Annotated in this window: 25 protein-coding genes; 20 read left to right on the top strand and 5 right to left on the bottom strand. The window is 48.8% G+C overall.

Annotated features, from left to right (window positions below; genetic code table 11):
* Positions 1-63 precede the first annotated feature (63 nt).
* The 7 genes from DWZ40_RS16170 to DWZ40_RS16140 all read left to right on the top strand — a co-directional run bounded on the left by DWZ40_RS16170 (position 64) and on the right by DWZ40_RS16140 (position 3,755).
* The gene (locus tag DWZ40_RS16170) at positions 64-807 is read left to right on the top strand and encodes an NAD-dependent protein deacylase (RefSeq protein WP_347560111.1); all 744 of its coding nucleotides are present in this window, start codon (positions 64-66) and stop codon (positions 805-807) included.
* Positions 808-1,821, top strand: coding sequence for an aldo/keto reductase (locus DWZ40_RS16165; RefSeq protein WP_118543901.1), 1,014 nt, complete (start codon positions 808-810; stop codon positions 1,819-1,821).
* A 55-nt stretch (positions 1,822-1,876) separates the two neighbouring features.
* On the top strand, positions 1,877-2,086 hold the full coding sequence (locus DWZ40_RS16160; protein WP_118543900.1) for a DUF951 domain-containing protein: 210 nt from the start codon (positions 1,877-1,879) through the stop codon (positions 2,084-2,086).
* Between the two features lie 152 nt (positions 2,087-2,238).
* On the top strand, positions 2,239-2,532 hold the full coding sequence (gene rpsF / locus DWZ40_RS16155) for a 30S ribosomal protein S6 (RefSeq protein WP_118534144.1): 294 nt from the start codon (positions 2,239-2,241) through the stop codon (positions 2,530-2,532).
* A gap of 41 nt (positions 2,533-2,573) precedes the next feature.
* Entirely contained in the window at positions 2,574-3,038 is a 465-nt protein-coding gene (locus DWZ40_RS16150; RefSeq protein ID WP_118543899.1) for a single-stranded DNA-binding protein, read from the top strand.
* A 52-nt stretch (positions 3,039-3,090) separates the two neighbouring features.
* On the top strand, positions 3,091-3,357 hold the full coding sequence (gene rpsR, locus DWZ40_RS16145) for a 30S ribosomal protein S18 (protein ID WP_118534146.1): 267 nt from the start codon (positions 3,091-3,093) through the stop codon (positions 3,355-3,357).
* A 188-nt stretch (positions 3,358-3,545) separates the two neighbouring features.
* Positions 3,546-3,755, top strand: a complete 210-nt coding sequence (locus DWZ40_RS16140; RefSeq protein WP_118543898.1) for a hypothetical protein — start codon at positions 3,546-3,548, stop codon at positions 3,753-3,755.
* Between the two features lie 83 nt (positions 3,756-3,838).
* Here the strand turns inward: DWZ40_RS16140 and DWZ40_RS16135 are convergent, their stop codons facing one another.
* Positions 3,839-4,981, bottom strand: a complete 1,143-nt coding sequence (locus tag DWZ40_RS16135; protein WP_118543897.1) for a DUF4317 domain-containing protein — start codon at positions 4,979-4,981, stop codon at positions 3,839-3,841.
* A gap of 448 nt (positions 4,982-5,429) precedes the next feature.
* On the opposite strand from DWZ40_RS16135, the gene DWZ40_RS16130 reads away from it, so the two are divergent.
* From DWZ40_RS16130 to DWZ40_RS20155, 4 genes are all read left to right on the top strand, one after another.
* Positions 5,430-7,472 carry a DHH family phosphoesterase gene (locus DWZ40_RS16130; RefSeq protein ID WP_118543896.1) on the top strand — a complete coding sequence of 681 codons (2,043 nt, stop codon included), beginning with the start codon at positions 5,430-5,432 and terminating at the stop codon, positions 7,470-7,472.
* Positions 7,472-7,918 carry a 50S ribosomal protein L9 gene (rplI, locus tag DWZ40_RS16125; RefSeq protein ID WP_118543895.1) on the top strand — a complete coding sequence of 149 codons (447 nt, stop codon included), beginning with the start codon at positions 7,472-7,474 and terminating at the stop codon, positions 7,916-7,918. Before DWZ40_RS16130 ends, rplI begins: the two co-directional genes overlap by 1 nt.
* A 6-nt stretch (positions 7,919-7,924) precedes the next feature.
* Positions 7,925-9,259, top strand: a complete 1,335-nt coding sequence (dnaB, locus tag DWZ40_RS16120) for a replicative DNA helicase (RefSeq protein ID WP_118543894.1) — start codon at positions 7,925-7,927, stop codon at positions 9,257-9,259.
* Between the two features lie 207 nt (positions 9,260-9,466).
* Positions 9,467-10,429, top strand: coding sequence for a helix-turn-helix domain-containing protein (locus DWZ40_RS20155; RefSeq protein ID WP_243035369.1), 963 nt, complete (start codon positions 9,467-9,469; stop codon positions 10,427-10,429).
* A gap of 85 nt (positions 10,430-10,514) precedes the next feature.
* On the opposite strand, the gene DWZ40_RS16110 is transcribed toward DWZ40_RS20155, so the two are convergent.
* On the bottom strand, positions 10,515-11,231 hold the full coding sequence (locus tag DWZ40_RS16110; protein ID WP_118543893.1) for a gamma-glutamyl-gamma-aminobutyrate hydrolase family protein: 717 nt from the start codon (positions 11,229-11,231) through the stop codon (positions 10,515-10,517).
* A gap of 76 nt (positions 11,232-11,307) precedes the next feature.
* Entirely contained in the window at positions 11,308-11,478 is a 171-nt protein-coding gene (locus DWZ40_RS16105; RefSeq protein WP_118534155.1) for a 4Fe-4S binding protein, read from the bottom strand.
* Positions 11,479-11,804: 326 nt separating this feature from the next.
* On the opposite strand from DWZ40_RS16105, the gene DWZ40_RS16100 reads away from it, so the two are divergent.
* Positions 11,805-12,005, top strand: a complete 201-nt coding sequence (locus DWZ40_RS16100; RefSeq protein WP_118543892.1) for a DUF1858 domain-containing protein — start codon at positions 11,805-11,807, stop codon at positions 12,003-12,005.
* A gap of 163 nt (positions 12,006-12,168) precedes the next feature.
* Here the strand turns inward: DWZ40_RS16100 and DWZ40_RS16095 are convergent, their stop codons facing one another.
* A complete protein-coding gene (locus tag DWZ40_RS16095; protein WP_118543891.1) occupies positions 12,169-12,945 on the bottom strand; it encodes an adaptor protein MecA in 777 nt (258 codons plus the stop codon).
* 264 nt (positions 12,946-13,209) lie between these two features.
* Here DWZ40_RS16095 and DWZ40_RS16090 point away from each other — a divergent pair, with 264 nt between their 5' ends.
* From DWZ40_RS16090 to DWZ40_RS16060, 6 genes are all read left to right on the top strand, one after another.
* Positions 13,210-14,646, top strand: coding sequence for a serine/threonine-protein kinase (locus DWZ40_RS16090; RefSeq protein WP_207664524.1), 1,437 nt, complete (start codon positions 13,210-13,212; stop codon positions 14,644-14,646).
* Between the two features lie 98 nt (positions 14,647-14,744).
* Positions 14,745-15,290 carry a hypothetical protein gene (locus DWZ40_RS16085; protein WP_147354203.1) on the top strand — a complete coding sequence of 182 codons (546 nt, stop codon included), beginning with the start codon at positions 14,745-14,747 and terminating at the stop codon, positions 15,288-15,290.
* 197 nt (positions 15,291-15,487) lie between these two features.
* Positions 15,488-15,793, top strand: a complete 306-nt coding sequence (locus DWZ40_RS16075; protein ID WP_118543887.1) for a hypothetical protein — start codon at positions 15,488-15,490, stop codon at positions 15,791-15,793.
* 126 nt (positions 15,794-15,919) lie between these two features.
* Positions 15,920-17,608, top strand: coding sequence for a glycosyl hydrolase family 18 protein (locus tag DWZ40_RS16070; protein WP_118543886.1), 1,689 nt, complete (start codon positions 15,920-15,922; stop codon positions 17,606-17,608).
* A 132-nt stretch (positions 17,609-17,740) separates the two neighbouring features.
* Positions 17,741-19,306: a metallophosphoesterase gene (locus tag DWZ40_RS16065; RefSeq protein WP_182431769.1), complete on the top strand. Its 1,566-nt coding sequence runs from the start codon at positions 17,741-17,743 to the stop codon at positions 19,304-19,306.
* A gap of 117 nt (positions 19,307-19,423) precedes the next feature.
* The gene (locus DWZ40_RS16060; RefSeq protein ID WP_347560110.1) at positions 19,424-20,152 is read left to right on the top strand and encodes an N-acetylmuramoyl-L-alanine amidase; all 729 of its coding nucleotides are present in this window, start codon (positions 19,424-19,426) and stop codon (positions 20,150-20,152) included.
* 26 nt (positions 20,153-20,178) lie between these two features.
* On the opposite strand, the gene DWZ40_RS16055 is transcribed toward DWZ40_RS16060, so the two are convergent.
* Complete coding sequence (locus DWZ40_RS16055) at positions 20,179-21,099, bottom strand: LysR family transcriptional regulator (RefSeq protein ID WP_118543884.1); 921 nt, start codon at positions 21,097-21,099, stop codon at positions 20,179-20,181.
* A gap of 228 nt (positions 21,100-21,327) precedes the next feature.
* On the opposite strand from DWZ40_RS16055, the gene DWZ40_RS16050 reads away from it, so the two are divergent.
* Positions 21,328-22,500 (top strand): mandelate racemase/muconate lactonizing enzyme family protein, encoded by a 1,173-nt coding sequence (locus DWZ40_RS16050; protein ID WP_118543883.1) that lies wholly within the window; start codon positions 21,328-21,330, stop codon positions 22,498-22,500.
* 32 nt (positions 22,501-22,532) lie between these two features.
* The gene (locus DWZ40_RS16045; protein WP_118543882.1) at positions 22,533-23,969 is read left to right on the top strand and encodes a hypothetical protein; all 1,437 of its coding nucleotides are present in this window, start codon (positions 22,533-22,535) and stop codon (positions 23,967-23,969) included.
* The last annotated feature ends 7 nt before the right edge of the window (positions 23,970-23,976 follow it).

Below are 23,976 nucleotides of genomic sequence, written 5' to 3'. Positions count from 1 at the left end.
TGATAAATAGAAGAAAATATAGAAAAGAACTACATGGAATGAAACTGGAAAGGAGCATGCAGGATGGATCAGAAAATGTCAGAGCGAGTGGATCTTTTGGAACAGTGGATCAAAGAAAGCGACAATGTGGTGTTCTTTGGCGGTGCGGGTGTTTCAACCGAGAGCGGAATCCCGGATTTCCGAAGTGTGGACGGACTTTATAACCAGCAGTACGATTATCCGCCGGAAACCATCATCAGCCACAGTTTTTACCGGAAGAACCCGGAAGAGTTTTACCGGTTTTACAAAAACAAAATGCTGTTCCCGGATGCGCAGCCGAATGCAGCACACAAGGCACTGGCTAAACTGGAGCAGCAGGGCAAGGTGCGTGCAGTGATCACCCAGAACATCGACGGTCTGCATCAGGCAGCCGGAAGTAAAGAGGTTTTGGAACTGCATGGATCTGTCCACAGAAATTACTGCACCCGCTGTGGGAAATTCTTCGGACTTTCCGATATTTTGGGGATGAACGATGTGCCGCGGTGCGAGTGCGGCGGCATCATCAAGCCGGACGTGGTTTTATATGAAGAAGGACTGGACCAGGAAACGCTGCAGAAGGCGGTGCGCTACATACAAAATGCGGAGATCCTGATCATTGGCGGTACTTCCCTGACCGTTTATCCGGCAGCGGGCCTGATCGATTATTACCGGGGAAAGAAACGGGTGCTGATCAATAAAACAGCAACGCCGATGGATGAACGGGCAGATCTGGTGATCAGTGCGCCGATCGGTGAGGTGTTTGAGCGCTTTTTGACGGAGGGAAAATAAATGTATAGAGCAGACGAGGCGAGATACGACAAAATGAGCTACAAACGCTGCGGGAACAGCGGCATTCTGCTTCCGAGGGTATCTCTGGGCATGTGGCAGAATTTCGGTGCGGAAAAGCCGTTATCCGAGCAGAAGGAGATCATTTTTAAGGCATTTGATCTGGGAATCACGCATTTCGATCTGGCAAACAATTACGGTGCTCCGAATATCGGAATGGCAGAGGAAAATTTTGGAAAGATCTTTCTGGAGGATCTGAAGTCTTACCGGGAGCAGATCCTGGTATCCACCAAGGCGGGCTATGACTTCTGGCCGGGGCCTTACGGAAACTGGGGCTCCAGAAAATATCTGATGTCCAGTCTGGATGCAAGCCTGAAGCGCATGAATCTGGATTATGTTGATATCTTCTATCATCACCGCCCGGACCCGGAGACACCTCTGGAGGAGACGATGGGTGCCCTTTCTGATATGGTTCGCCAGGGCAAGGCATTGTATGTCGGCATTTCCAATTATCAGGCAGATGAAGCTGCGCGTGCCATTGCTATTTTGAAAGAAAACAAAACGCCGTGTCTGCTTCACCAGGCGAGATACAATATGTTTGAACGCTGGCCGGAGCAGGGCCTGTTTGATGTGCTGACAGAGACCGGAACCGGCTGCATCGCATACAGTCCGCTGGCGCAGGGCGCATTGACGGACCGGTATTTAAAGGGCATTCCGGCAGACTCCCGTGCCTCCCGCAAAGGAACTACGATCGGCAAGCGCTACATGAATGAGGAACAGCTTGCGAAGGTAGCAAAGCTGCATGAGATTGCCGTGGAGCGCGGACAGAGCCTGGCGCAGATGGCGCTGGCCTGGGTACTGAGACGGCCGGAGGTAAGCAGTGTGCTGATCGGGGCAAGCCGTGTCAGCCAGCTCGAAGATAACGTGGAGGCACTTGAGCATCTGGACTTCTCAGAAGAGGAGCTTGCAAAGATTGATGCGATCCTGGGAAAAGATCCGGGACATATGATCCGGTAAGCCTGGGAATACAGAAACAGAGTCGGGAAAGATGAAAACGAAAGGAGTGCGATGCATGGACCAGCGCTGGAATTTTGAAGTTGGAGATATCGTAAAATTGAAGAAGCCGCATCCCTGCGGAAGCCATGAGTGGGAAATCCTGCGCGTTGGGGCAGATTTCCGCCTGAAATGTATGGGCTGCGGTCATCAGGTGATGACAGAGCGGAAAATGGTAGAAAAAAATGCCCGTGGACTGACGAAGGCAGGAAATGCGGAAAACGCGTGAAGACGCGAAAAAACCGCAAAAAAACTTGCATAAATCGCAAAAAAGTGCTTGCATTTATGCACCGCTTCTGGTAAAATATTTATCCGTGACACATTAAAATCCTTGCTCTTGAGACTGAAGTCAAGGGCCAGAGACCACAAGGAGGTAAAGCAATGAACAAATACGAATTAGCAGTTGTTCTGAGCGCAAAACTCGAAGACGAAGAGAGAGCTGCAGCACTGGAGAAGGTACAGGGTTATATCACCCGCTTCGGTGGCACTGTAACAGGCGTTGATGATTGGGGCAAGAAGAGACTTGCTTACGAGATTCAGAAAGCAAAAGAGGCTTTCTACTACTTCATCAAGTTCGAGTCTGAGAACTCTGACTGCTCTAACGAAGTGGAAGCACACATCCGCATCATGGAGCCGGTTGTCAGATATCTTTGCGTAAAGCAGGACGAGCAGTAAGTAATAGATAACGACCAGCTTAAAAAAGGAAGAGTGATGGTATGAATAGAGTAATCCTTATGGGAAGATTGACCAGAGACCCGGAAGTTCGTTACACCCAGGGAGAGCGTTCCATGGCTGTTGCGAGATATACCCTTGCAGTGGACCGCAGAGGACGCCGTAACCAGGACGGAAACGAGCAGACTGCCGATTTTATTAACATCGTGGCATTTGACAGAGCAGGCGAGTTTGCAGAGAAGTATTTCCGTCAGGGGATGCGCGTACTGGTGTCCGGACGTATCCAGACTGGCAGTTACACCAACAAAGAAGGTCAGCGTGTTTATACCACAGACATCATCGTGGATGATCAGGAGTTCGCAGACAGCAAGAACTCTGGAAGCGGCAATAACGACAATGGCGGTTACGGCTATCAGCCAACCTCCAGACCGGCGCCGACCAGCGCGATTGGCGATGGCTTCATGAACATTCCAGATGGTGTGGAAGACGAAGGACTGCCGTTTAACTAAATCAGATTTAGCTTAAGACGGCACGAATCATTTGAAGAAGGAGGCAGTACCAATGGCATTCAATAAGACTGATAAAGCAGATGGCGCTAAGGTAAGAAGAGGCGGCATGCGTAGAAGAAAAAAAGTTTGTGTATTCTGCGGCGATAAGAACGGCGTAATCGATTACAAGGATACCAACAAGCTGAAAAGATATGTATCTGAGAGAGGTAAAATTCTTCCGAGAAGAATTACCGGTAACTGTGCAAAGCACCAGAGAGCTCTGACCGTTGCTATCAAGAGAGCACGTCACATCGCTCTGATGCCGTACACCATGGAGTAATCCTAAGATACGGACTTAAGAATTCAGGAGAGGTTTTATGCGAGAAATCGTGTAAGGCCTCTTTTTGCATAAGAACAGTTTGGATTATTGTCCATAAACAGGGATTTTCTGAATTTTGTAGAAAAGCCAGAGACTTATCGCTGGAATAATCAGATTGTATATGCTGTATATAGAGGAGATTGCGTAATATGGAAGTATTAATGGGAATATTTTTAAAAGCCTGTGTAGCGGTGCTGGTCGGTGTGATATGTCTGGTCGGATTGCTTCTTTACTCTAAGAAAAAAGATAAGGAAGAAGCACAGAACGGAAACCGTGCGGATTGCCCGGAAAAAGAAAACGCTGGCGCAGGGCATCTGACCTGCAATGGGGACTGCAGTCATTGTGGCAGCCACCACTAAATATAACAATTTCATGGAAAAAACGATGGACCGTGAAAGTTGCCGAAGGCAACTTTCACGGTCCTATTACGTTAACAATATTGTTATTCTTCTGGAGCAGCCGCACTCGGACTCACCGCAATTCCATTGACTTCGACGCCGCCGTCGATCGCGATGACGAGGCACTGGCGGCCATCAATCTCGCGGGTTTCAATGAGGTCGGTGCGGTCCGGATTGACTTTGATGATGACATCCGGGGTTTTGACCTCGAAGGCGCGGGTGTTGGCGATATTGCTTGCGTAGATCGAGGTTTTTTCTCCTGCGGTCTCATCGAAGTTCTGGTCAAAGGTTTCCAGGTGCTCTTCTTCGACACCGCTTTGCTCTAACAGGCTGCGTACCTGGTATTTGTCAAGTACCAGTGGCTCCGGCTCATCTTTGTGTTCTTCAATCAGTTCGCTTAAATTTTCATGGATTGTTTTTACCGTTTCATAGTTGCAGGCATCTCCCAGGGTGTCTTCGATGATGGTCTGGAAGGATTCTTTCTGGTATCCAGCTGGCAGCGGGAGCGGGCAGCCCAGGAGCTGCTCGATAAAGGCATCGTGCAGGTCATTGCTGTCTTTGGAGTAGTAAAGGGTGCTGTGCAGGTCGGTGGAGCGGTCGTTGAAGGCTGGGAATAAAAAGCCGAGCTCCGGCATCTGGACTACCCAGTCGCGGATGCGGTTCTGGAAGCTGCCTTCCAGTTCGTTGTAGCTGAGCCCTGGTTTGGACAGATCGACCGGGCAGATGGAACACAGGATGTAGCTGTAAACTTCATCGGAGGCATCTTCCATTTCGATGCCGTCGGAGGTCTTGCCCGGAATGTCGTAGGCGTCGTGGATCAGCAGGATGAGGTAGTTGCCGACGTAGTCGTAGTTTTCAATGATCCGGTCGTAGAAAGCGTCTAAAAGAGCATCGTCCTGGAGACGGCTGTTGCGCAGCTTTAACAGGAATTCATGCGGTCCGCCTTCTTCCTCGGCAGCCAGCGGGAACTCCAGGTTCATGAGATTTTTTCCCAGTGTGCCGGACAGATTTTTGCGGAGCAGTTCAAAATACTTGAACATATCCTCTTCCGGAAGAGATAAAAAGGCTTCCTTGAATTCGGCTTTTTTGTTTTTTTCACCATCCACGTAGCAGCCGCAAATGCGGGAGATGGAGCAGTTTGCAGGGGTGAACTGGCGCTTGATTTCAGCGATTTCTTTTTTTATCATAAAGTGAGTCTCCTTTACAGCGGTATCGATCTTACTGCATATGTATGCACAGTGATATGTTCATGTATAACGTGTTATTTCGCGCGTAACTGCTTTAGAAATTTGCAGTTGCTTCGGATTATTATTCTATCACGGAACGACTGTTCTGGAAAGATAAAGTCAAAAAATCTGCAACGACAACGGTGTTGTGCGGAACTATATCATTGCAAAGTGTCGAAGGCTGTGAACGATAAGGCTTACGGGTATGCGCTGTGCCCGGAAGCGGAACGATAGTAGACGAAATAAGTCGGCTATGGTATAATCGAAAGATAAGCGGCGGCAAAATGCTGACTGCAAGCGGCAGATCCCCTGGGGTCTGGGTAACTGTGATGTTGCAGGTTTCTGTCTGCGCAATGCATGGACAGGAACGATTGCAGGAACAGTTGCGAATCGAATAAGGAGAAAACGTATGAAAGAGAACATAAAGGTTCATGGGCAGCTGAAGGGTTATTTGAGCTGGCCCCTGCTTCTTTCCCTGTTTTTAGTCTGCGCCAACATTGCGGCCGGGTGTGTCAGCCATATTGGCGGACTGGTCATGCTTCCGTTCACGATCGGCTATCTGGCGGTTGCCATGTGGATCTTTCTTTACAGCAGAAAGCGCATCCTTGGCGGGCTGGTAGACTTTTCAGCGGAATATGCATGGATTCAGAAGCAGCTGCTCACGGGGCTGGCTCTGCCTTACGCGTTAGCCGATGAAGACGGCAGGATCGTCTGGGCGAACGAGGAGTTTCGGGCAGTAACCGCCCTGGAAAAAGGAAACTGGAAAAATCTGCTTTCCATGTTTCCGGAGGTAACAAAAGAGGATCTGGCGACGGATGAAGATCCGGTCAAGGTGCACACTGTTTTTGGTGAGCATCGCTTCCGCATGGAGATCCAGCCGATCTATGTGAGCAGTTCGGAGGAAGAGGAGATTCAGGCAGTTGTCAGCCAGCAGAAGCTGTTGGCGGTTTATCTGTTTGATGAGACGGAGATTTTGCGTTACCGTCAGCAGATCACCGATGAGAAGATGGTGGCAGGTATTATTTATCTGGACAACTACGATGAGGCACTGGAGAGCGTGGAAGAGGTGCGCCGTTCCCTGCTGACTGCGCTGATCGACCGTAAGATCAATAAGTACATCGGCGCGGTGGACGGAATCCTGAAAAAGATTGAGAAAGATAAGTATTTCTTTGCAGTAAAGCAGAAATACATGGAGCAGATGCAGGAGGAGCGTTTCTCTATCCTGGAGGATGTTAAGACCGTCAATATCGGCAACGAGATGGCGGTGACCTTAAGTATCGGTATCGGTATGAATGGAGATGGCTACGCCCAGAATTACGAGTCTGCGCGTGTTGCCATCGATATGGCCCTGGGCCGCGGCGGTGACCAGGCGGTTGTAAAAGATGGCAGCCGCATCCAGTATTACGGCGGCAAGTCCCAGCAGCAGGAGAAATCCACCCGCGTTAAGGCCCGCGTTAAGGCACATGCGATGCGTGAGCTTATGGAGACGAAGGACCGCATCCTGATCATGGGTCATAAGCTGAGCGACAGCGATGCCTTTGGCTCTGCGATCGGAATTTACCGGATCGCAACGGCATTAAACAAAAAGGCGCATGTCATCATCAACGAGGTGACAACATCCGTCCAGCCGATGATGAACCGCTTCCTGGACAATCCGGATTATCCGGAGGACCTGTTTCTGACCGGTGCCCAGGCGGCAGAACTGGTAGATGCCAGTACCATGCTGGTCGTGGTCGATGTAAACCGGCCAAGCATCACCGATGCGCCGGAGCTGTTGAAGCTGGTGAAGACGATCGTGGTGATGGATCACCACCGCCAGAGCAGCGAGGTCATCAGCAACGCAGTGCTTTCGTATGTGGAGCCGTATGCTTCCTCGGCCTGTGAGATGGTCGCTGAGGTATTGCAGTACATTGCAGACGGTATCCGCATGAAATCTGCCGAGGCAGATGCCATGTATGCCGGTATCGTGATCGATACCAACAACTTTACCAACCAGACCGGTGTGCGTACCTTTGAGGCGGCAGCGTTCCTGCGCCGGAACGGAGCCGATGTGACCCGTGTGCGCAAGCTGTTCCGGGATGATATGCAGGATTACAAGGCGAAGGCGGCAGCCATTGCCTCTGCAGAGATTTACCGGGATGCCTTTTCCATCGGCGTCTGTCCGTCGGAAGGGCTTCCGAGTCCGACCATTGTCTGTGCCCAGGCGGCAAATGAGCTGCTGGAGATCAAGGGCATTAAGGCCTCAGTGGTTATGACGGAATATCATGGTCTGATCTATTTAAGTGCCCGTTCCATTGACGAGGTCAATGTGCAGGTTATGATGGAAAAACTGGGCGGTGGCGGTCACCGGACCATTGCCGGTGCGCAGCTTTCCGGCATCAGCATGGATGAGGCAAAGGACCGCGTGAAAGCGGTGATTGATGAGATGTTACAGAAGGGAGATATATCATAATGGAAATCGTATTATTAGAGGATGTTAAGGCATTAGGAAAGAAAGGCCAGATCGTAAAGGTTAATGACGGATACGCAAGAAACTTTATCCTGCCGAAAAAGCTTGGGGTTGAGGCAACTTCCAAGAACTTAAACGACTTAAAGCTTCAGAAGGCAAACGCAGCAAAGGTAGCAGCAGAGCAGCTGGCAGCAGCAAAAGAACTGGCAGAGAAGATCGAGGCTGTTTCCGTAACCCTGAAAATGAAAGCCGGAGAGGGCGGAAAGGCATTTGGTTCCGTATCCAGCAAGGAGATCGCAGCTGCAGCAGCAGAGCAGCTGAATCTGGATATCGACAAAAAGAAACTGGTTCTTCCGGAGCCGATCAAGACCTTCGGAAACCATGAGGTTCCGGTAAAGCTTCATAAGGATGTAACCGCGAAGCTGACTGTCAAAGTAACGGAGGCGTAAATTTTTATGGATGAGGCATTGATGAAGCGTGTGCTTCCCCACAGTGTGGAAGCAGAGCAGTCGGTAATCGGCTCGATGTTGATGGACAAGGATGCCATCATTGCCGCATCGGAGATCATCACGGCAGCGGACTTTTACCAGCAGTCGTATGGCATCATGTTTGAAGCCATGGTGGAATTGTTCAATGAAGGCGCTCCGGTCGATCTGATCACGCTTCAGAACCGTCTGAAGGAGAAAGATGTGCCGCCGGAGGTCAGCAGCCTGGAATTTGTGCGCGACATCATCACCACGGTTCCGACTTCGGCTAATGTCCGTTCCTACGCGAATATCGTGTACGAAAAGTCGGTTTTAAGAAAACTCATCAAGGTGAATGAAGAGATTGCCAACACCTGTTATGCAGGAAAGGAACCACTGGAGCAGATTCTGGCAGGCACGGAGAAAACCATCTTCGACCTGCTTCAGAACCGGAATTCCGGCGACTTTGTGCCGATCCGGCAGGTGGCATTAAATGTACTGGAAAAGATCGAGACGGCGTCCAAGAGCCAGGGAACGGTAACCGGTATCCCGACCGGATTCATCGATCTGGATTATAAGACTTCCGGTATGCAGCCTTCTGACCTGGTGCTGATCGCTGCGCGTCCTTCCATGGGTAAGACAGCATTTGTCTTAAACCTGGTGGATCATGTGGCAGTCCGCAAAGGACTTCCCTGCATGATCTTCAGCCTGGAGATGTCGAAAGAACAGCTGGTCAACCGTATGCTGGCCATGGAGTCCAACGTTGACGCCCAGAAGCTTCGTAACGGTAACCTGACTGATTCAGACTGGGATGCGATCGTTGAGGGAATCGGTGTCATCGGAAATTCCAAGATGATCATTGATGATACGCCGGGTATTTCCATCACGGAGCTGCGCTCCAAGTGCAGAAAGATGAAGCTGGAGTATGGGTTGAGCATGGTCATCATCGACTACCTGCAGCTCATGACGGGCAGCGGAGGAAAGAGCAGTGAGAGCCGCCAGCAGGAGATTTCCGAGATTTCCCGTTCCTTAAAGGCCCTGGCGCGTGAGATCAATGCACCGGTCATCGCCCTGTCACAGCTGAGTCGTGCGTGTGAGACCCGTACCGACCACCGTCCGATGCTGTCGGACCTGCGTGAGTCCGGCGCGATCGAGCAGGATGCCGATGTGGTGATGTTCCTTTACCGTGACGATTACTACAACAAAGATACAGACACTCCGAACATTGCGGAGGTAATCATAGCCAAACAGCGTAACGGCCCGATCGGCACGGTGAATCTGTTATGGCAGCCAGAGTTCACAAAGTTTGTGAACCTGGCAAAATAAAAGTTCTGAGGAATGATGAAATAAAATATCAGGAAACCTTAAAAAGAGATGCAGACATTGTCCAAATGGGATGCGTCTCTTTTTTTGTCCATTTTTAAGCATATTTGGAATTTTGATTTCATAATATTTAAGTAAGCTGAACTGTGAGGATATTGCGCAGTTACATAAATTGTATGAAATAAGGAAGAACCATAAGGAGAGAAAAGGATGGCTGATAGACGTTACTCCATATCCCAGGCCAGCAGGCTTGTGGGGGTGGAGAATCATGTGCTCCGTTACTGGGAGGACGAGCTGCACCTGGAGATACCGCGGGACAGGAAAAATCAACGGTATTATACAAAACTTCATATCGAAATGTTCCAGAAGATCAATGAATTAAAGGAAAAGGGGTATCAGTTAAAGGCGATAGAGCCGGTGCTGAAGCGGATGTTGGCCGGAGAAACGGACTTGAACCTGAGTAAGATCCTGATGGAGAATGCGACCGAGATTTTGCGTCAGGCGCACGCCGGGAAAGCCGGAGTACAGATGAAAGCGGAAACGGTATATCGTTATGCGGAAGAAGAACGTTTGGGAGAAAGAAAATCAGAAAAACCAGGCCGGGAAGAAAAAAGCCTGGAAAAAGCAAACCTGAAAGAAGAAAAAACGGGAGAAGAACACCGAAAAGAGACAAAGGCAGAAATGGGAGAAGAGGAAGCAAAGCCGGAAGCGCAAGTCTTGGAGGATGCGGATCTGGCTGGATTTGAAGCAGAACGATATACCGATGATTCCAGAAACAAGAAAGAAAGCGTGGGGAACGATATGAACGGGGATGCAGAAACAGGAGCAGTAACAAGCGTGAGAACAGAAGGCGGTGCGCTCTCGCAGCAGGAAAAACTGGAGCAGTTCCAGCTGTTGATGAACCATATTATTGGCAATGCCATTGGACAGGCTATGCGGCAGAATAATGAAGCGCTCAGCGAAGAGATCAGCCGCCAGGTGAACGACCGCATGGTGCAGGAACTGGAGTACATGATGCGGATCAGCGATGAGAAAGAGGAGGAACGGTTTAAGGCGCTGGATGAAGCTTTAAGGGCTCACCAGAAGGAGAATAAGGGCAAAGCAGAGGCAGCAGCGGCCCGGATGCCGTTTTTCCGGAAAAAGAAATTTGGGAGAAGCGGGAAGAAACTATAGGAAGTAATTGTTCGTCGTTCACACGACAGTTAGCAGTTATTTATGCAACAAACGGGTGAAAAAAGAAAAATGAAGGCGGAACGCATTAGCGGGCCGCCTTTACAAATGCCTCGAAAATTGCCCTCATACTCGGATCCTGTTCCCACAGATATTCCGGGTGCCACTGGACTCCCAGAAAGAAGGGGTAATCCGGTTTCTCGATGGCTTCGATCAGACCACCGGAAGCGTGCCCGCAGGCAGTCAGTCCCGGCGCAAGCCGGCGGCAGGCCTGATGGTGCATGCTGTTGACCTGTAGGGTTTGGCAGCCGGTCAGGCGGGCCAGGAGAGTATCTGGAAGTACTTCAACCTTGTGAGATGGGATGACGTAATCGAACGGCTGTGTATGTGCAATTGGAAAATCCTGTGGAAACTGGCTGGGAATATCCTGATAGAGATCGCCGCCGAGTGCAACATTCAGAAGCTGGATTCCACGGCAGATTCCAAGAACCGGTTTTTCAGCCTTCATAACGAGTTTTAACAGGGCCAGTTCCATGCGGTCCCGGCGCAGGCAAACCTTGCTGCAGTGTGCCTGGGTTTCTTCGCCAAAGTAAAAAGGGTGGATATCCGGACCCCCGGTAAATAAAAAGCCGTCACAGGTGTCCACAAGCTGGATCAGGTCTTCTTCTTCCAGATCCAGAGGGAGGATGAGAGGGATGCCGCCAGCTGCACGGATCGCTTTTAAGTAGGTAGGACGCATGTAAGGTTCTTCCCGTTCTGTATTGAAATTTGGGGTAAGTGCGATCAATGGTTTTTTGCTTGTCATGGAAAACTCCTTTATAAAAAAATGCCTCTTCTGTACCGCAAATACAGAAGAGGCATTTCGATTAATTGTGTTTCAATTAACCCTCGTTGATAGCGCCGGTCGGGCAAACACCTGCACAGGTACCGCAAGAGATGCAAGCATCAGCGTCGATTACGTACTGGCTGTCTCCCTGGGAAATAGCGCTTACTGGGCACTCGCTCTCGCAGGTACCGCAACTAACACAAGAATCAGAAATTACATATGCCATGATAATTATCCTCCTTAAATATTCTATAATCATTTCGATAGCATCATTGTATACTATCTTGAAAAAATATTCAAGAGGAAAATATTGCACTTTTGAATAAAATGAGGTACAATATGCGGTTAGCTTTAGGTAACTATTGCAATTTAAATCCTAGAAAAGCACTATGAATTGGGCATATTGAATAAAATTATCATTTTTCTTTTGTATGAAATGCATGAAGTGTAATCAAACATGTTTTCAGCGTCGTTGTTTTGTGAATACCCCTTGCGCATTTTTGGGAAAAGTATTATAGTGTAGTGTAGTATATCCAAAAGGAGGAATTCAACATGCAGATCAGTAAAGATATGTTAATCGGCGAGCTGCTTCAGAAGAGCGATCTGATTGCCCCGATTTTAATGCGTGCAGGTATGCATTGCCTGGGCTGCCCGTCTTCTCAGGGAGAGTCTCTGGAAGAGGCATGCATGGTTCACGGTATTGACTGTGATTCACTGGTATCCGGTATCAACGAGATCCTGGCTGATAAATAAGACGCATTTGCAATATGGGAACAGACGTTGCCGGGCACGCATGCGTGAACAGTAACAGACAAATAAAAAAGCGAAGACCTTCACAAGAGGGTGCTTCGCTTTTTTGTTGCTTGGCATATCGGGGAGGCGCCAGTGGCGCGTCCGCTGATTGTTTCTTATGCGTTTAGATCAGTGCCAGTTTTTGCAGGGCATCTGCTCCAATGATGACTTCATAGTGCTCCTGATAGTAGGCTTCGCCTGCGGCATCGGTTTTTACCTTTTCGCCGTATTCTGCAAGCAGATTACAGATGCGGCTGAACGCGATCTGATCTGCAGAAGCATTGGAAAGAACCAGATAATACTGACTGGTTCCTGGCTTTTTGTAAAGCTTATTCGGTACAGTTCCAAGAGATGCTGCAGCTTTTGCTGCGTCTGAAATCTCATCCAGGCTGCCAAAACGGTAAATGCGGGTCTGCATAACCGGGGTACTGTCTGCCGGATTTGTGGAATCCGGGGAATCCGGAGCCTGAAGTGCAGCGGTATCTGTGTTTCCGGAAACAGTCGGATTGTTCATGGCAAGCATATTTTGCTTAAACAGTTCCATAAGTCCGTCTGAACCTTCCAACAGCTCGTTTGCCAGACCGCCCAGGAAATTTTCTGCCCCGTCTTCGGAGAGAGGGGAGAATTTGGAAAAACGGGTATCCAGTTCCTCAGGATCCTCTATCTTGGTGATGACAAGCATCACGCTTTCACTGGACAGCGGAATTGCTTCCACCATCAGGGGGATATCTTCAGCGTCAAAGCCAACTTCATTGGAGGCCTTTTGAATCATTTCACGAAACAGACTGCGGGCTTTTTCACTTCCGTAGGCAAGCTCACCCAGATTTAAATTGCGGGAGCTGAGATCCAGACTGGTCAGCGTGCATCGTATCTGGTTTTCATTGATTCGTTCAATTTTCATAAGATCACTCCTTTCGATCTGAAATGGGAAAGCCGGAAAAAGAATCTGCTTTCCTACTCTAATTATAATATAGAATACGGGGAAATATCAATTCCTATGTGAAAATTTTTAGGAATTGTTAAGAAACCGTTACTGTTTGTGCAGTGCGTAAGCAGCAACAAACCGGGATTTCAGGGCGTGTATACGGGATACATATCGCGAAAGTCGAACTTTGTCGAACCTTGAAGATGGATTATGTTGCGGTGTACCGTTATTTTGATTACAATGCAATCACAGAGACAAGTACGAGAAAGGAGGTGCAGGGAAGCGGACACCATTTTATTCGGAAAGTACCAATTATGCCGTGTACTGGGCTGCGGAAGAAGCGGCACCGTATTTCTGGCAAGACACATGGAACTGGATGAATACCGTGCCATAAAAAGGGTTCCAAAGACCTTTGTCAATTATGAACTGTTTAGACGAGAAGCGCTGATACTGAAGGGGATTCGTGACCAGGCGATACCGATCGTATATGACCTGGCAGAAGATGATCAGTACAGCTACCTGATTGAGGAGTATCTCGAAGGAGATTCTTTATATGCCCTGGTTACAGAGTCAGGACATTGTTCATCGGCAATGACGATTCAATATGGAATTCAGATTTGCCATCTGGTACATATCATGCATTCTACAATGCCTACCCCTGTCTTATATCTTGATTTACAACCCAAAAACTTATTACTATACGAAAATACAATCAAGTTAATTGATTTTGATCATGCAGTTTATGCGGACGAAGCGGCACACATGGCAGAGCGCTACGGAACAATCGGCTGTGCGGCGCCGGAACAGTATTCGGGAGATGTTTTAGATGGAAGAACAGATATTTATGCCATTGGTGCTGTCCTCCATTACATGCTGACAGGACATTTCCCGGGAGAAGATATCCGGTCAGACCAGGTGAAATTATCAGGAATCACCGAACGCCGTCTGATGTGCATAATCCGCAAATGTCTGCAGAAGGAAAAAAACAGGCGATTCCAGAACGTAAAGGAACTGGAAGAACGATTACAAAAACTTTGGAACCAGTCGGAATGTGGTGCGTTTCGGTATGGGGTAAAGCGTATGGAGGAGTCTCTGGTAATTGCTGTGGCGGGGAGCCGCCGCGGGGTGGGGACCACCCACATTGCTATGGGACTGACGGCATATCTGCAGCGCTGCGGACTGCCGGCAGTGTACGAAGAACACAATGAATCCGGGGCGGTGCGCCAGCTTATGGAGTGTCGGAAAGCTGCGGCAGATTCCTGTGGAATTGTCCGTATCTGGAAAACGCCTATGCTGCCTTGCTATGGCAAAGCGGTGGAGTGGAAACCGTCCGGGTACCGGATCCGTATCCTGGACTGCGGAACGGATCTGGTTTCATTCAAAAACGAAAATGCAGATGGTTATCTGCTGTTATGTGGGGGAAAACCCTGGGAATGGGAAAATTCCGGAGAGGCGGTAAACGATTGTGATTGCGTGCAGGGACTGACGGTGCTCTACAATTTGTTTTGCGACCGGTTGTCTTTCCGGCGAAAATTTCCAGCCACAGGCGGACTCAGGATGCCGTACTTTTCAGATCCGTTTTTGGGCAGTTACAGATCCGACCATGTATACCGGACAATCTGGAATCGGTGGTTTGGGCAGAGAGGAGAGACGATACGAAACGTATTTTCGGGATAAAGAAGAAGGGTCAGACAAATCTGCCGAATGCACGGATCCGGACGATTGGAATAGCTGGTTGTGGCCGCGGTGTGGGGACCAGCCATCTGGCAATTTCCATGGCGAATTATCTGATGGGAGTAAAACGGAAAAAAACTGCCGTATTAGAGTGGAATGACCATGGTGATTTTGCAAGAATAGAACGGTTTGCCGGGAAAAGCGGAAACAGACAGGAACGACAGCGATACAAGATGGAACAGGAAGAAAACAGACGGAATGTGTTTTCTATCATGGAAGTGGATTATTACAAACAGGCAGATCCATCGATCCTGTCATATTGTCTGGGCCGGGATTACCGGTACCTGATTCTGGATTACGGAGAAGCAGCCCAAAACAGTCTGAATGAGTGCGCACGCTGTGATTTAAAAGTGTTGGTTGGATCTTTAAGTGAGTGGAGGACGGAAGCGTTTTTGGAAATTTTAGAGCAGACAGGAAACCGGGATAAGAGCTGGAAACTGACCGTTGTATCGGGCGGAGAAGAAAACAGAAAAGAAATAGAAAAAAGGTTTGCCTGTCGGCTGTATCGCATTCCAACTTCAGTAGATGCATTCCGTATTACACATGAGAAGATCCTGTGCTTTGAAACTCTTTTGTCTGAACGATGAAAGAAAAAGCAGCACACAGAGCTTTGAGTATCCGCAGTGGAACGAAAACAAAAACACGGAAAAAACAAATATGCGGACGGCATCTTTCGGGTGTGGATCAGGAAACTGCTCAGCAGATCTGTGCAGTCAGATCGATGGAATGTGTCACGGCAAAGCCTTCCGGGAAAAGATTGCCGTTCTGCAGAAAAGAGGGGTTTATGAAAGTGTGTGAAAAAGAGCGAAAAGAAGGAAATCAGCTTTATGTAGAAGGTTTAAAACGCTATCAGAAAAGAGGAATCCGTGTTTTGATCGATGGGGAAGATGCCAGTGACGCGACGTGGGACAAATTGTTTGAAGTTCGGGAAGACGGAAGTTTTTACATGGGTGATTACATCCTGGAAGACATACCGCAGGACAATTCAGCGGCAAATCCGGCAGTTGAGGGGGTGAACGAGGAAGAAGCGGATTACATGAAGACCAAACGGTTAAAAGAAATTCATTTTGATATGGTGTATCACAGATAGAAGGATGAGGTCAGAAAGAGCGGAACAAAAAATTTTCAGGTCAGAAAAGAGAATCCCCGATTCAGCCCGGGAAAAGATTAGGAAAATTTAAGAGAAGCTGCGAGGTATTTATGGTATACTGAACGTATGAATACCATAAAGGAGATACGGCAGATGAAGCGATTTCTGACAACAGTACTGACAGTGATCCTGACAATCGTGCTGTTTGTGGGAGCAGCAGCGGGATTTTTTTTATACCGGAAGTACAAACCATCGAAGGAACAGGTAAATGAAAACGAATGGTACCAGGCAAATGGCGATGAAACAGCGGTATTTTTGGATAACGAGCTAGTAGAAGGTACCAAAGGGCGTTATATTGACGGTCAGACTTATCTGCAGCTTGACTGGGTCAACGAAGCAGTGAACGAACGGTTTTACTGGGATGCAGGAAACAGCCAGCTGCTCTATACGCTTCCGGATCAGATCGTATATGCAGATGCGGAAACCCTTGGAAGCAGCGGTAAACCGCTTTTTGTAGAGCAGGACGGCGCAGTGTGGCTGCTGTCCAGTCTGGTAAGTGCATATACCAATGTGCGGATTGAGATGTTTGATACAGACAATGTGCATCGGGCATTTGTAGACACATCGTGGGAACCGCAGCAGCTTGCGGTTGTAAAGAAAAACAGTGCACTGCGGATCCGCGGCGGGGTAAAGAGTGCAATGATCACAGAAGTGCCGTCTGGTTCCGAAGTGATTGTGCTGGAAAAACTGGAAAACTGGAGCCGGATCCGGACAGAAGACGGTCAGGTTGGCTATCTCTCAAATCGGCATCTGAAGGAGACAGAAATGAAAACGCTGGTCAGCACATTCGTGGAACCGGAGTATACCAGTATTTCCATGGACGAACCGGTGGTGCTGGTCTGGCATCAGGTGACAAACCGTTCGGCCAACCAGGCTATGGAATCCCTGCTGTCCAATACAAAAGGCGTGAATGTCATTGCACCGACCTGGTTTATGCTGACAGACAATCAGGGAAACTATGAATCTCTTGCAGATAAAAATTATGTGGATCGTGCGCATGCCATGGGACTGCAGGTATGGGCGGTTCTGGATAATTTTAATAAAGGAGAGAATGTTCAGTCGGAAGTCCTGTTTGCCAGTACGGCAGCGAGAAAAAAACTGACAGAATCATTGATGCAGGATGCAAAAACATACGGCTTTGACGGAATCAATCTGGATATCGAGGGAATCAAAGCTTCTGCAGGACCACATTATGTCCAGTTTATCCGGGAACTTTCCATAGACTGCAGGAAGGTCGGACTTGTTTTATCCATCGATTCCTACGTGCCTGCAGCGTACTCTGCTTTTTATAACTGGGCAGAACAGGGACGGGTAGCCGACTATGTCGTGATGATGGGATACGATGAACATTACGCAGGCGGGGAAGCGGGTTCGGTTGCATCCATTGGATATGAGCGCCAGGGAATTGCAGATCTGTTAAAGCAGGTTCCGAAAGAGAAAATCATCAGTGCGATTCCGTTCTACACCAGAATCTGGAAGGAAGATGCATCGGGTACGACATCCCAGTCCATGGGAATTGCAAATGCCAAAGCGTGGGTGGAAACGAACCAGATAGAGCTTTACTGGCAGGACGAACTGGGACAGTATTATGGTGAACTGGAGAAAGACGGTGCAAAATACGAAATCTGGATGGAAGAAGAGCGTTCGCTTGCATTGAAGATGCAGCTGATTAAGGACAATGATCTGGCGGGGGTAGCCTGCTGGCGCCTCGGATTTGAACCGGCAGATGTATGGGATACGGTAAAGCTGCCGTAGTTTCGGATCGGGGAATGCTGCGTAGACGCATGGATGTGCAGGAACAGCGGACTGCTTCGGGATATCGGCAGAATCTTGTTGCCAGGCGTACATGTTTGCGTGAAACGATGGTTTGGAAAGGTCGATGGGAATATGAAAAAGAGATCAGATGGCAGAAAGCAGGTGCTTTTTGCCTTTCTGCCTGTTTTTGCGGTGATGGCTGCTCTGAGTGGATGTACAGACAATCACCCGGCAGACGCCACAGCGGTATCAGAGGAACTCCGGACAGAAAGTCCGGCAGAAGATCCGGAAACGGATACAGGGAAGAATATGGCAGATGGAAATTCTGAAAATGTGACGGATGGAACAGCGTCTGGAGAGAATGGGGACAAAAACACAGCAGGGCAGCCGGATACTGCCGGAACAGATACAGAAAAAACGACGGGCGAGACGCGTGCAGAAGAAATCATAGAAGATTCCGGACCGCTCCCCAAAGCAGAAGATGGCGGCTGGGTGGAAAACATTATGCTGGCCACGGACATTCACTATTTTTCAGATTCCCTGACAGACCAGGGACCACGTTTTCAGGAAATGGTGGAATACGGCGATGGAAAAGTGGTAACGTATATCGACCAGATCACGGATGCGTTTCTGGATGAGGTTGTGAAACTGCGTCCGGATGCGCTGGTTTTAAGTGGTGATCTGACATTGAACGGAGAAAAGGCAAGCCACAAAGACCTGGCAGAAAAACTGCACCGGGTAGAGAATAATGGTATTCCGGTTCTTGTGATCCCGGGAAATCATGATATCAACAACCGGCAGGCAGCGCGGTACGAAGGGGAAGAACGTCTCCCGGCAGAATATATAACACCGGAAGAATTCCGCCAGATTTACCGGGCGTTTGGCTATGATGAAGCTGCAAGCGAAGATCCGAACAGTCTGAGTTACCGGTATGAACTCGATGACAATACCTGGCTGCTGATGATCGACAGCTGTCAGTACAGTCCCATCAACAAGGTTGGCGGTGCGATTTCGGAAGATACCTATGAATGGATCGGGCAGCAGTTAGAAGAGGCCTGGGATGCCGGGGTGGAAATCATCCCAATTGCCCATCATAATCTTCTGGATGAAAGTGAGATTTATGTCGATGAATGTACCATTGAACACAGTGAGCAGTTTGTGGATCTTCTGGAAAACTGGGATGTACCGCTGTTTTTGAGTGGGCATCTGCACGTGCAGCATTGTAAGCGTTCCGATGAAAACCGCGGCATCTGGGAGATGGTGACGGCATCGCTGGCAACACCGTCCTGCAAATACGCAATTCTCACCTACCGGGATGACCGGAGCTTTTTGTACCGGACCCGTTCCCTGGATGTAGAGGGATGGGCAAAGAAAAATAAGCGGACCGAGGAGGATCTTTTGCATTTTAAAAAATTCCAGACTCCGTTTTTACGCCGGGTTTTCTATAATCAGGCGATCGCTGCGCTGAACAACGTATCGGATATCACGGACAGTGAACGGGAGCAGATGGCACAGCTGTATTCGCTGTTAAAATATCATTATTATCAGGGAACAGCGTACCAGGTACAGGATCTGGTACGGAATGATCCGGCCTATGCGCTCTGGCAGGAAGAGGGCATGGCAACCCAGCAGGGAGATTATTTTGAGTATATTCTAAGAGATGGTGTGCAGGACTATAACCGTCTGGAAGTAGACTAGTGAAAAAATCCCGGACTTTCTTTTGCAGATTTATGTGAAAAAAGAAAGTCCGGGATTCTTTTCATCGTCCGGGGTTCATATATTCTATAGGAAAAAACCAGATACGGAGCGGATCAGGTGAAGAATCAGAACTGGACAGGAAAAGAATGGAAAAAGCAGAAGCTGGCAGAGCAGCTTATGGCAGTCATGCTTTTTGCGGCAGTATTTCTGGTATCCCGCCAGGCAGGACTTATGGTATCGAGTCAGAACGTGACCGCAAAGAACCATCAGCCGGTGGTGGTCCTCGACAGTGGACACGGCGGTATGGATCCGGGAAAAATCGGGGTGGATGGCAGCCTGGAAAAAGACATCAACCTGCAGATTGCCAGAAAGTTAAAGGTTTATCTGGAAGCTGCCGATGTGAAGGTGATCATGACCAGGGAAGATGACCGCGGTCTTTATGAAGAAACCGATCAAAACAAGAAAATGGCGGACATGAAAAACCGCTGCAAAATAATCGAAGAAGCGGATCCGGACCTAGTGGTAAGCATCCATCAGAACAGTTATCATCAGGAACCGATATCCGGCGGACAGGTATTTTATTATAAAACATCCGAAAGAGGAAAGCGCCTTGCAGAAATTCTGCAGAGGCGCTTTGATTCTGTCTTGGGAGAAAAGAACACCAGGCAGGCGAAACCGAATGGAAATTATTATCTTCTCCTACATGTGAAGCAGCCGATCGTCATTGTGGAATGTGGTTTTTTGTCCAACTGGAATGAGGCTGCGAAGCTGCAGGAGGAGGAATATCAGGACCGCCTGGCGTGGACGATCCATATGGGGGTGATGGAGTATTTGACGCAGAAATGATGCCTCCTGCTGGTAAACTGAAAAAGTTATTCCTTGGTGTAATGTGGCCCGCCAAACAGCTGCTGGAACAGGCTTACGAAATATTTCTCACTCTGGTGGAGCACAAATCCTTTGCGGAAGGCAATGACAACGAACCATTGCACGGTTGGCACAGCGTGGGCGTATACGATGCGGTCTGAGGTGGTCGCACAGGAAATGGGAAGAAAGGTGCTGCCAATGCTCTGCTCGACCATAACCAGGCTGGCCGGGTGAGAGTTGATTTCTGCTACGATCTTCGGGGTGACACGGCAGGCTGCAAAGCACTGGTTTTCCAGTTTGCGGATGGTTGTCTGGCTCTGGGAAAAAATCATGGGTTCATTTTTCAGGTCGGCGATGGAGATCCTTGGGAAACTGCCGTCTGCATTCTGCAGGCTGAGTTTTTTTGCATGCTCTTTCGGGATTGCGAGAATCAGCTCTTCTGCCTGGAGCAGTATACTTTCCAACGGAAGGGAAGAATTTTCTGTTAACGGGATGATCGCCATATCCAGTTCTCCATCCTGCAGCAGGCGAATCAGGGGAGAAGCGGTTTCTTCCATTACTTTTACGGTGACATTGGGATAGGATTCATAAAATTTTCCGATGATGTGGGAATATGCCACGGCGCCCCACTGGGGTGTGATCCCGACCGAAAAGCTTCCTGTTTTTGCCTGCCCCATGTCGGATAACTGGTTGTAGAGTTCCCGCTTCTGCTGGAGCATCTGCTCGCAGGCAGCTACATACAGTTTTCCGGCGGGAGTCAAGGTCATTTCGTTACGCCTGCGTTCAAACAGGTTTACGCCGAGTTCGGATTCCAGACGGCTTAGGTACTGGCTTAAGGTGGACTGGGTAATGAAAAGATTTTCTGCCGCGCGGGAAATGCTGTGCATGTTTGCGATTTCAATGATATATTCCAGATAATGCAGGTCCATGGATGTCACCTTCTCTTTTGAAAATTGCAGATCGGTCGGAACTTACCGGTCAATCCGAGCTGTTGTTATCTTTTTATTCTATGAAATGTCGTTCTCTAAGTCAAATAAAAAAACGTTAAATCAAATTCCTGAACATTAATTATTTTAATTCCCGGATTCAAATTTACCAATTTGGCATAACGTGGCGGCTGTGCTACGATAAAGTCAGAAAAAGGAAGGAGAATTCGCATGAAGATCACGGCAGTAAAAACGATAGGTCTGCGCTGGGAATGTCCGGTCATGAGCGATGCCATGTCCGTGTGCAGAGCCCGCCAGGCGCTTTGGATCCGGATTGAGACGGATACGGAGATTTACGGTGTTGGAGAGGCATTCTGCTATGGAAGTCCTCTGGTGATCGCCAAACACATTGTGGAAGACCAGCTGGCACCGGCCATTATCGGGGAAGATCCACAGAATATTGAACTGCTCTGGCAGAAAATGTACTGGAGAAATGTTCCGAATGGCCGTACCGGTCTGGTGATGGGATGCATCAGCGGCATTGATATTGCCCTCTGGGATATCCTCGGAAAGGCAGCGAAGATGCCGGTAAGCAGGCTCCTCGGGGCACATTCCGACCGTGTTCCGGCGTATGCAAGCGGCGGCTTTTATGCACCGGGAAAAGACCTGGATGGTTTAAAGAAAGAGATTGAAGGATATCTGAAAAAGGGATATCAGGATGTCAAGATTAAGATTGGACGAAATCCGGAAATCGCAGGAAATGCAGTGAATTATACGGCAAGTACGGAATTTGCGGTCAGCTATGACGAGGATATCCGCCGGATTGCAGCAACCCGCGAACTGGTTGGCCTGCGTGGCCGGGTGGCAGCCGATATCAACGCGGCATGGCCGGTCGAGGCAGTGCTGAATGCGGTACGTGATTTTCGGAGTGCCGGCCTTAGCTGGCTGGAGGAGCCGATTCTCTTTGAAGATGAGGAAGGATTAAAGCAGCTGCGCACAGAACTTATGGAGATCGCGCTTATGGGCTATGAGACAACCCAGGGCTGCAAAAACTTTGCCCGTCTGCTGAAGGAAAATGCAATGGATATTGTTCAGCCGGATATCGGCTGGGGCGGCGGTTTCTCTGAGCTGCGCAAGATTGGTCTTGCGGCACAGGGCTTTTCCAAACCGGTTTCCCTGCATTCGTTTGGTTCCTGTATTCATTTTGCAGCAAGCCTGCAGCTGGCAGGAAGCCTTCCGAATACAGAGGCGATTGAGAGTGAGGAAAACCAGAACATATTAAAGACCGGTGTGCTGAAAACACCGTTTGAGCATGATGAACATATGAATTTCTATGTTCCGCAGCTTCCGGGTCTTGGCATTGAGATTGACTGGGATGCAGCAGAAAAAATCCGGGTGTTCTAGAGAATGATAGGATAAAATTAGGGGGAATTACTATGACAATGACACCACTTATTTACATGCTTGCACTGATCATATCGATCGTGATCTTGCTTGTATTGACTTTGAAACTGAAAATGAACAGCTTTATGGCGCTGTTCTTTACCGCAATGGGACTCTCTATTTTCTTTGGCACTTCACCGATTGAGAGTTTAAACAACATTACCGGTTCGTTCGGAAAGAGCCTTGGAAGCATTGGTCTGCCGGTCCTTTTCGGTGCGATCCTTGCCATGGGTGTGCAGGATTCCGGCGCAGCCGTTGCAATCAGTAACTTCTTTGTAAAGCTGTTCCGTGGCAAACACCTGGAACTGGCTCCGGCATTAACCGCATTTGTTATGGCGATTTCCGTATTTGGTGATATTTCACAGCTTCTGACTGCACCGATCGCAGCAACCATTGCAAAGCGTAAAAACATGAACATGGCTGTAGTTACTCCGTATGTCATTACTGCTGTATGGTTCACACATGGTGTTGTTCCACCATCTGCAGCAATCCTGGCAGTAGCAATTCTGCTTGGTGCAGATGTTGGTATGGTAATTCTCTGGGGCCTGGTAATCTGTCTGGCATCCCTTATCATCATTTATGCGCTGACCATCCGCTGGATGACAGAGCATGCTTCCTATGCAGCACCGAAGCCGGAATATACCGTTGGTATCGAGCCGGTCAAAGATGGCGATGACAGCGTAGAGAGCCTTCTGATGAAAGAACCGGATATCCCGAATGCCCTGATCGCCTTCCTTCCGCTGATCGTTCCGGCTGGACTGATCGCAGCAGCATCGATCTGTGCCATGGTTCTTCCAGAGGACAGCGGTGTACTTCAGGTAATCAACTTTATCGGAAACAAATCGATCGCAATGCTGGTTGGCATCATCATCCTGATCCTGACCAATGGAAAGATCAAGGCAAAAATGCTCCGCAATGCAAACCGCACAGAAAAGATCAGCGAGAATGCAAGCCTTCTGGAGCTTGGTATGGGCAACTGGGTAAAACGTGCGATCGATGTTTCTGCAATGGTTCTTATGGTGACCGCAATGGGTGCAGCATTTGCATCTGTACTTTCCAGCCAGCCGGTTGTATCTGAGATCGCAGAGGTTGTTGCAAAATCCGGTATTCCGATGATTCTGATTCCATTTATTATCGCAGCTGTTATGCGTGCAGCAGCAGGTTCCATGGCAACTGCATCCATGGCAGCAGCAGGTATCTGCCTGCCAATCATGAACATGCTTGGTCTGTCACCGGTAGCAGTTACCCTGGCAATCGGTCTTGGCACCGTTCTGTTTGGTCATGTCAATGACTCCGGATGCTGGATGTGTCAGGAGGTATTCAACGTAGACCTGCCGCAGTATCTGAAATATGTCAGCCCGATGGCAGCATTTGGCGGATGTGTCGGCATGGTACTGCTGATGATCTTAAGCATGATCGGTCTTGTATAAATTTACT

Origin of the sequence: Clostridium sp. AF32-12BH, assembly GCF_003477935.1 — a bacterium.
In the GTDB taxonomy this organism is placed as follows: Bacteria; Bacillota; Clostridia; order Lachnospirales; family Lachnospiraceae; genus Brotaphodocola.
Note: the sequence above shows the minus strand (reverse complement) of the source record. Positions and strands in the feature narration are given on the sequence as shown.

Coding starts and splice junctions, on each gene's coding strand:
- DWZ40_RS16170 (WP_347560111.1), top strand. CDS start 64: ATGGATCAGAAAATGTCAGAGCGAGTGGATCTTTTGGAACAGTGGATC.
- DWZ40_RS16165 (WP_118543901.1), top strand. CDS start 808: ATGTATAGAGCAGACGAGGCGAGATACGACAAAATGAGCTACAAACGC.
- DWZ40_RS16160 (WP_118543900.1), top strand. CDS start 1,877: ATGGACCAGCGCTGGAATTTTGAAGTTGGAGATATCGTAAAATTGAAG.
- rpsF (WP_118534144.1), top strand. CDS start 2,239: ATGAACAAATACGAATTAGCAGTTGTTCTGAGCGCAAAACTCGAAGAC.
- DWZ40_RS16150 (WP_118543899.1), top strand. CDS start 2,574: ATGAATAGAGTAATCCTTATGGGAAGATTGACCAGAGACCCGGAAGTT.
- rpsR (WP_118534146.1), top strand. CDS start 3,091: ATGGCATTCAATAAGACTGATAAAGCAGATGGCGCTAAGGTAAGAAGA.
- DWZ40_RS16140 (WP_118543898.1), top strand. CDS start 3,546: ATGGAAGTATTAATGGGAATATTTTTAAAAGCCTGTGTAGCGGTGCTG.
- DWZ40_RS16135 (WP_118543897.1), bottom strand. CDS start 4,981: ATGATAAAAAAAGAAATCGCTGAAATCAAGCGCCAGTTCACCCCTGCA.
- DWZ40_RS16130 (WP_118543896.1), top strand. CDS start 5,430: ATGAAAGAGAACATAAAGGTTCATGGGCAGCTGAAGGGTTATTTGAGC.
- rplI (WP_118543895.1), top strand. CDS start 7,472: ATGGAAATCGTATTATTAGAGGATGTTAAGGCATTAGGAAAGAAAGGC.
- dnaB (WP_118543894.1), top strand. CDS start 7,925: ATGGATGAGGCATTGATGAAGCGTGTGCTTCCCCACAGTGTGGAAGCA.
- DWZ40_RS20155 (WP_243035369.1), top strand. CDS start 9,467: ATGGCTGATAGACGTTACTCCATATCCCAGGCCAGCAGGCTTGTGGGG.
- DWZ40_RS16110 (WP_118543893.1), bottom strand. CDS start 11,231: ATGACAAGCAAAAAACCATTGATCGCACTTACCCCAAATTTCAATACA.
- DWZ40_RS16105 (WP_118534155.1), bottom strand. CDS start 11,478: ATGGCATATGTAATTTCTGATTCTTGTGTTAGTTGCGGTACCTGCGAG.
- DWZ40_RS16100 (WP_118543892.1), top strand. CDS start 11,805: ATGCAGATCAGTAAAGATATGTTAATCGGCGAGCTGCTTCAGAAGAGC.
- DWZ40_RS16095 (WP_118543891.1), bottom strand. CDS start 12,945: ATGAAAATTGAACGAATCAATGAAAACCAGATACGATGCACGCTGACC.
- DWZ40_RS16090 (WP_207664524.1), top strand. CDS start 13,210: ATGCAATCACAGAGACAAGTACGAGAAAGGAGGTGCAGGGAAGCGGAC.
- DWZ40_RS16085 (WP_147354203.1), top strand. CDS start 14,745: ATGGCGAATTATCTGATGGGAGTAAAACGGAAAAAAACTGCCGTATTA.
- DWZ40_RS16075 (WP_118543887.1), top strand. CDS start 15,488: ATGAAAGTGTGTGAAAAAGAGCGAAAAGAAGGAAATCAGCTTTATGTA.
- DWZ40_RS16070 (WP_118543886.1), top strand. CDS start 15,920: ATGAATACCATAAAGGAGATACGGCAGATGAAGCGATTTCTGACAACA.
- DWZ40_RS16065 (WP_182431769.1), top strand. CDS start 17,741: ATGAAAAAGAGATCAGATGGCAGAAAGCAGGTGCTTTTTGCCTTTCTG.
- DWZ40_RS16055 (WP_118543884.1), bottom strand. CDS start 21,099: ATGGACCTGCATTATCTGGAATATATCATTGAAATCGCAAACATGCAC.
- DWZ40_RS16050 (WP_118543883.1), top strand. CDS start 21,328: ATGAAGATCACGGCAGTAAAAACGATAGGTCTGCGCTGGGAATGTCCG.
- DWZ40_RS16045 (WP_118543882.1), top strand. CDS start 22,533: ATGACAATGACACCACTTATTTACATGCTTGCACTGATCATATCGATC.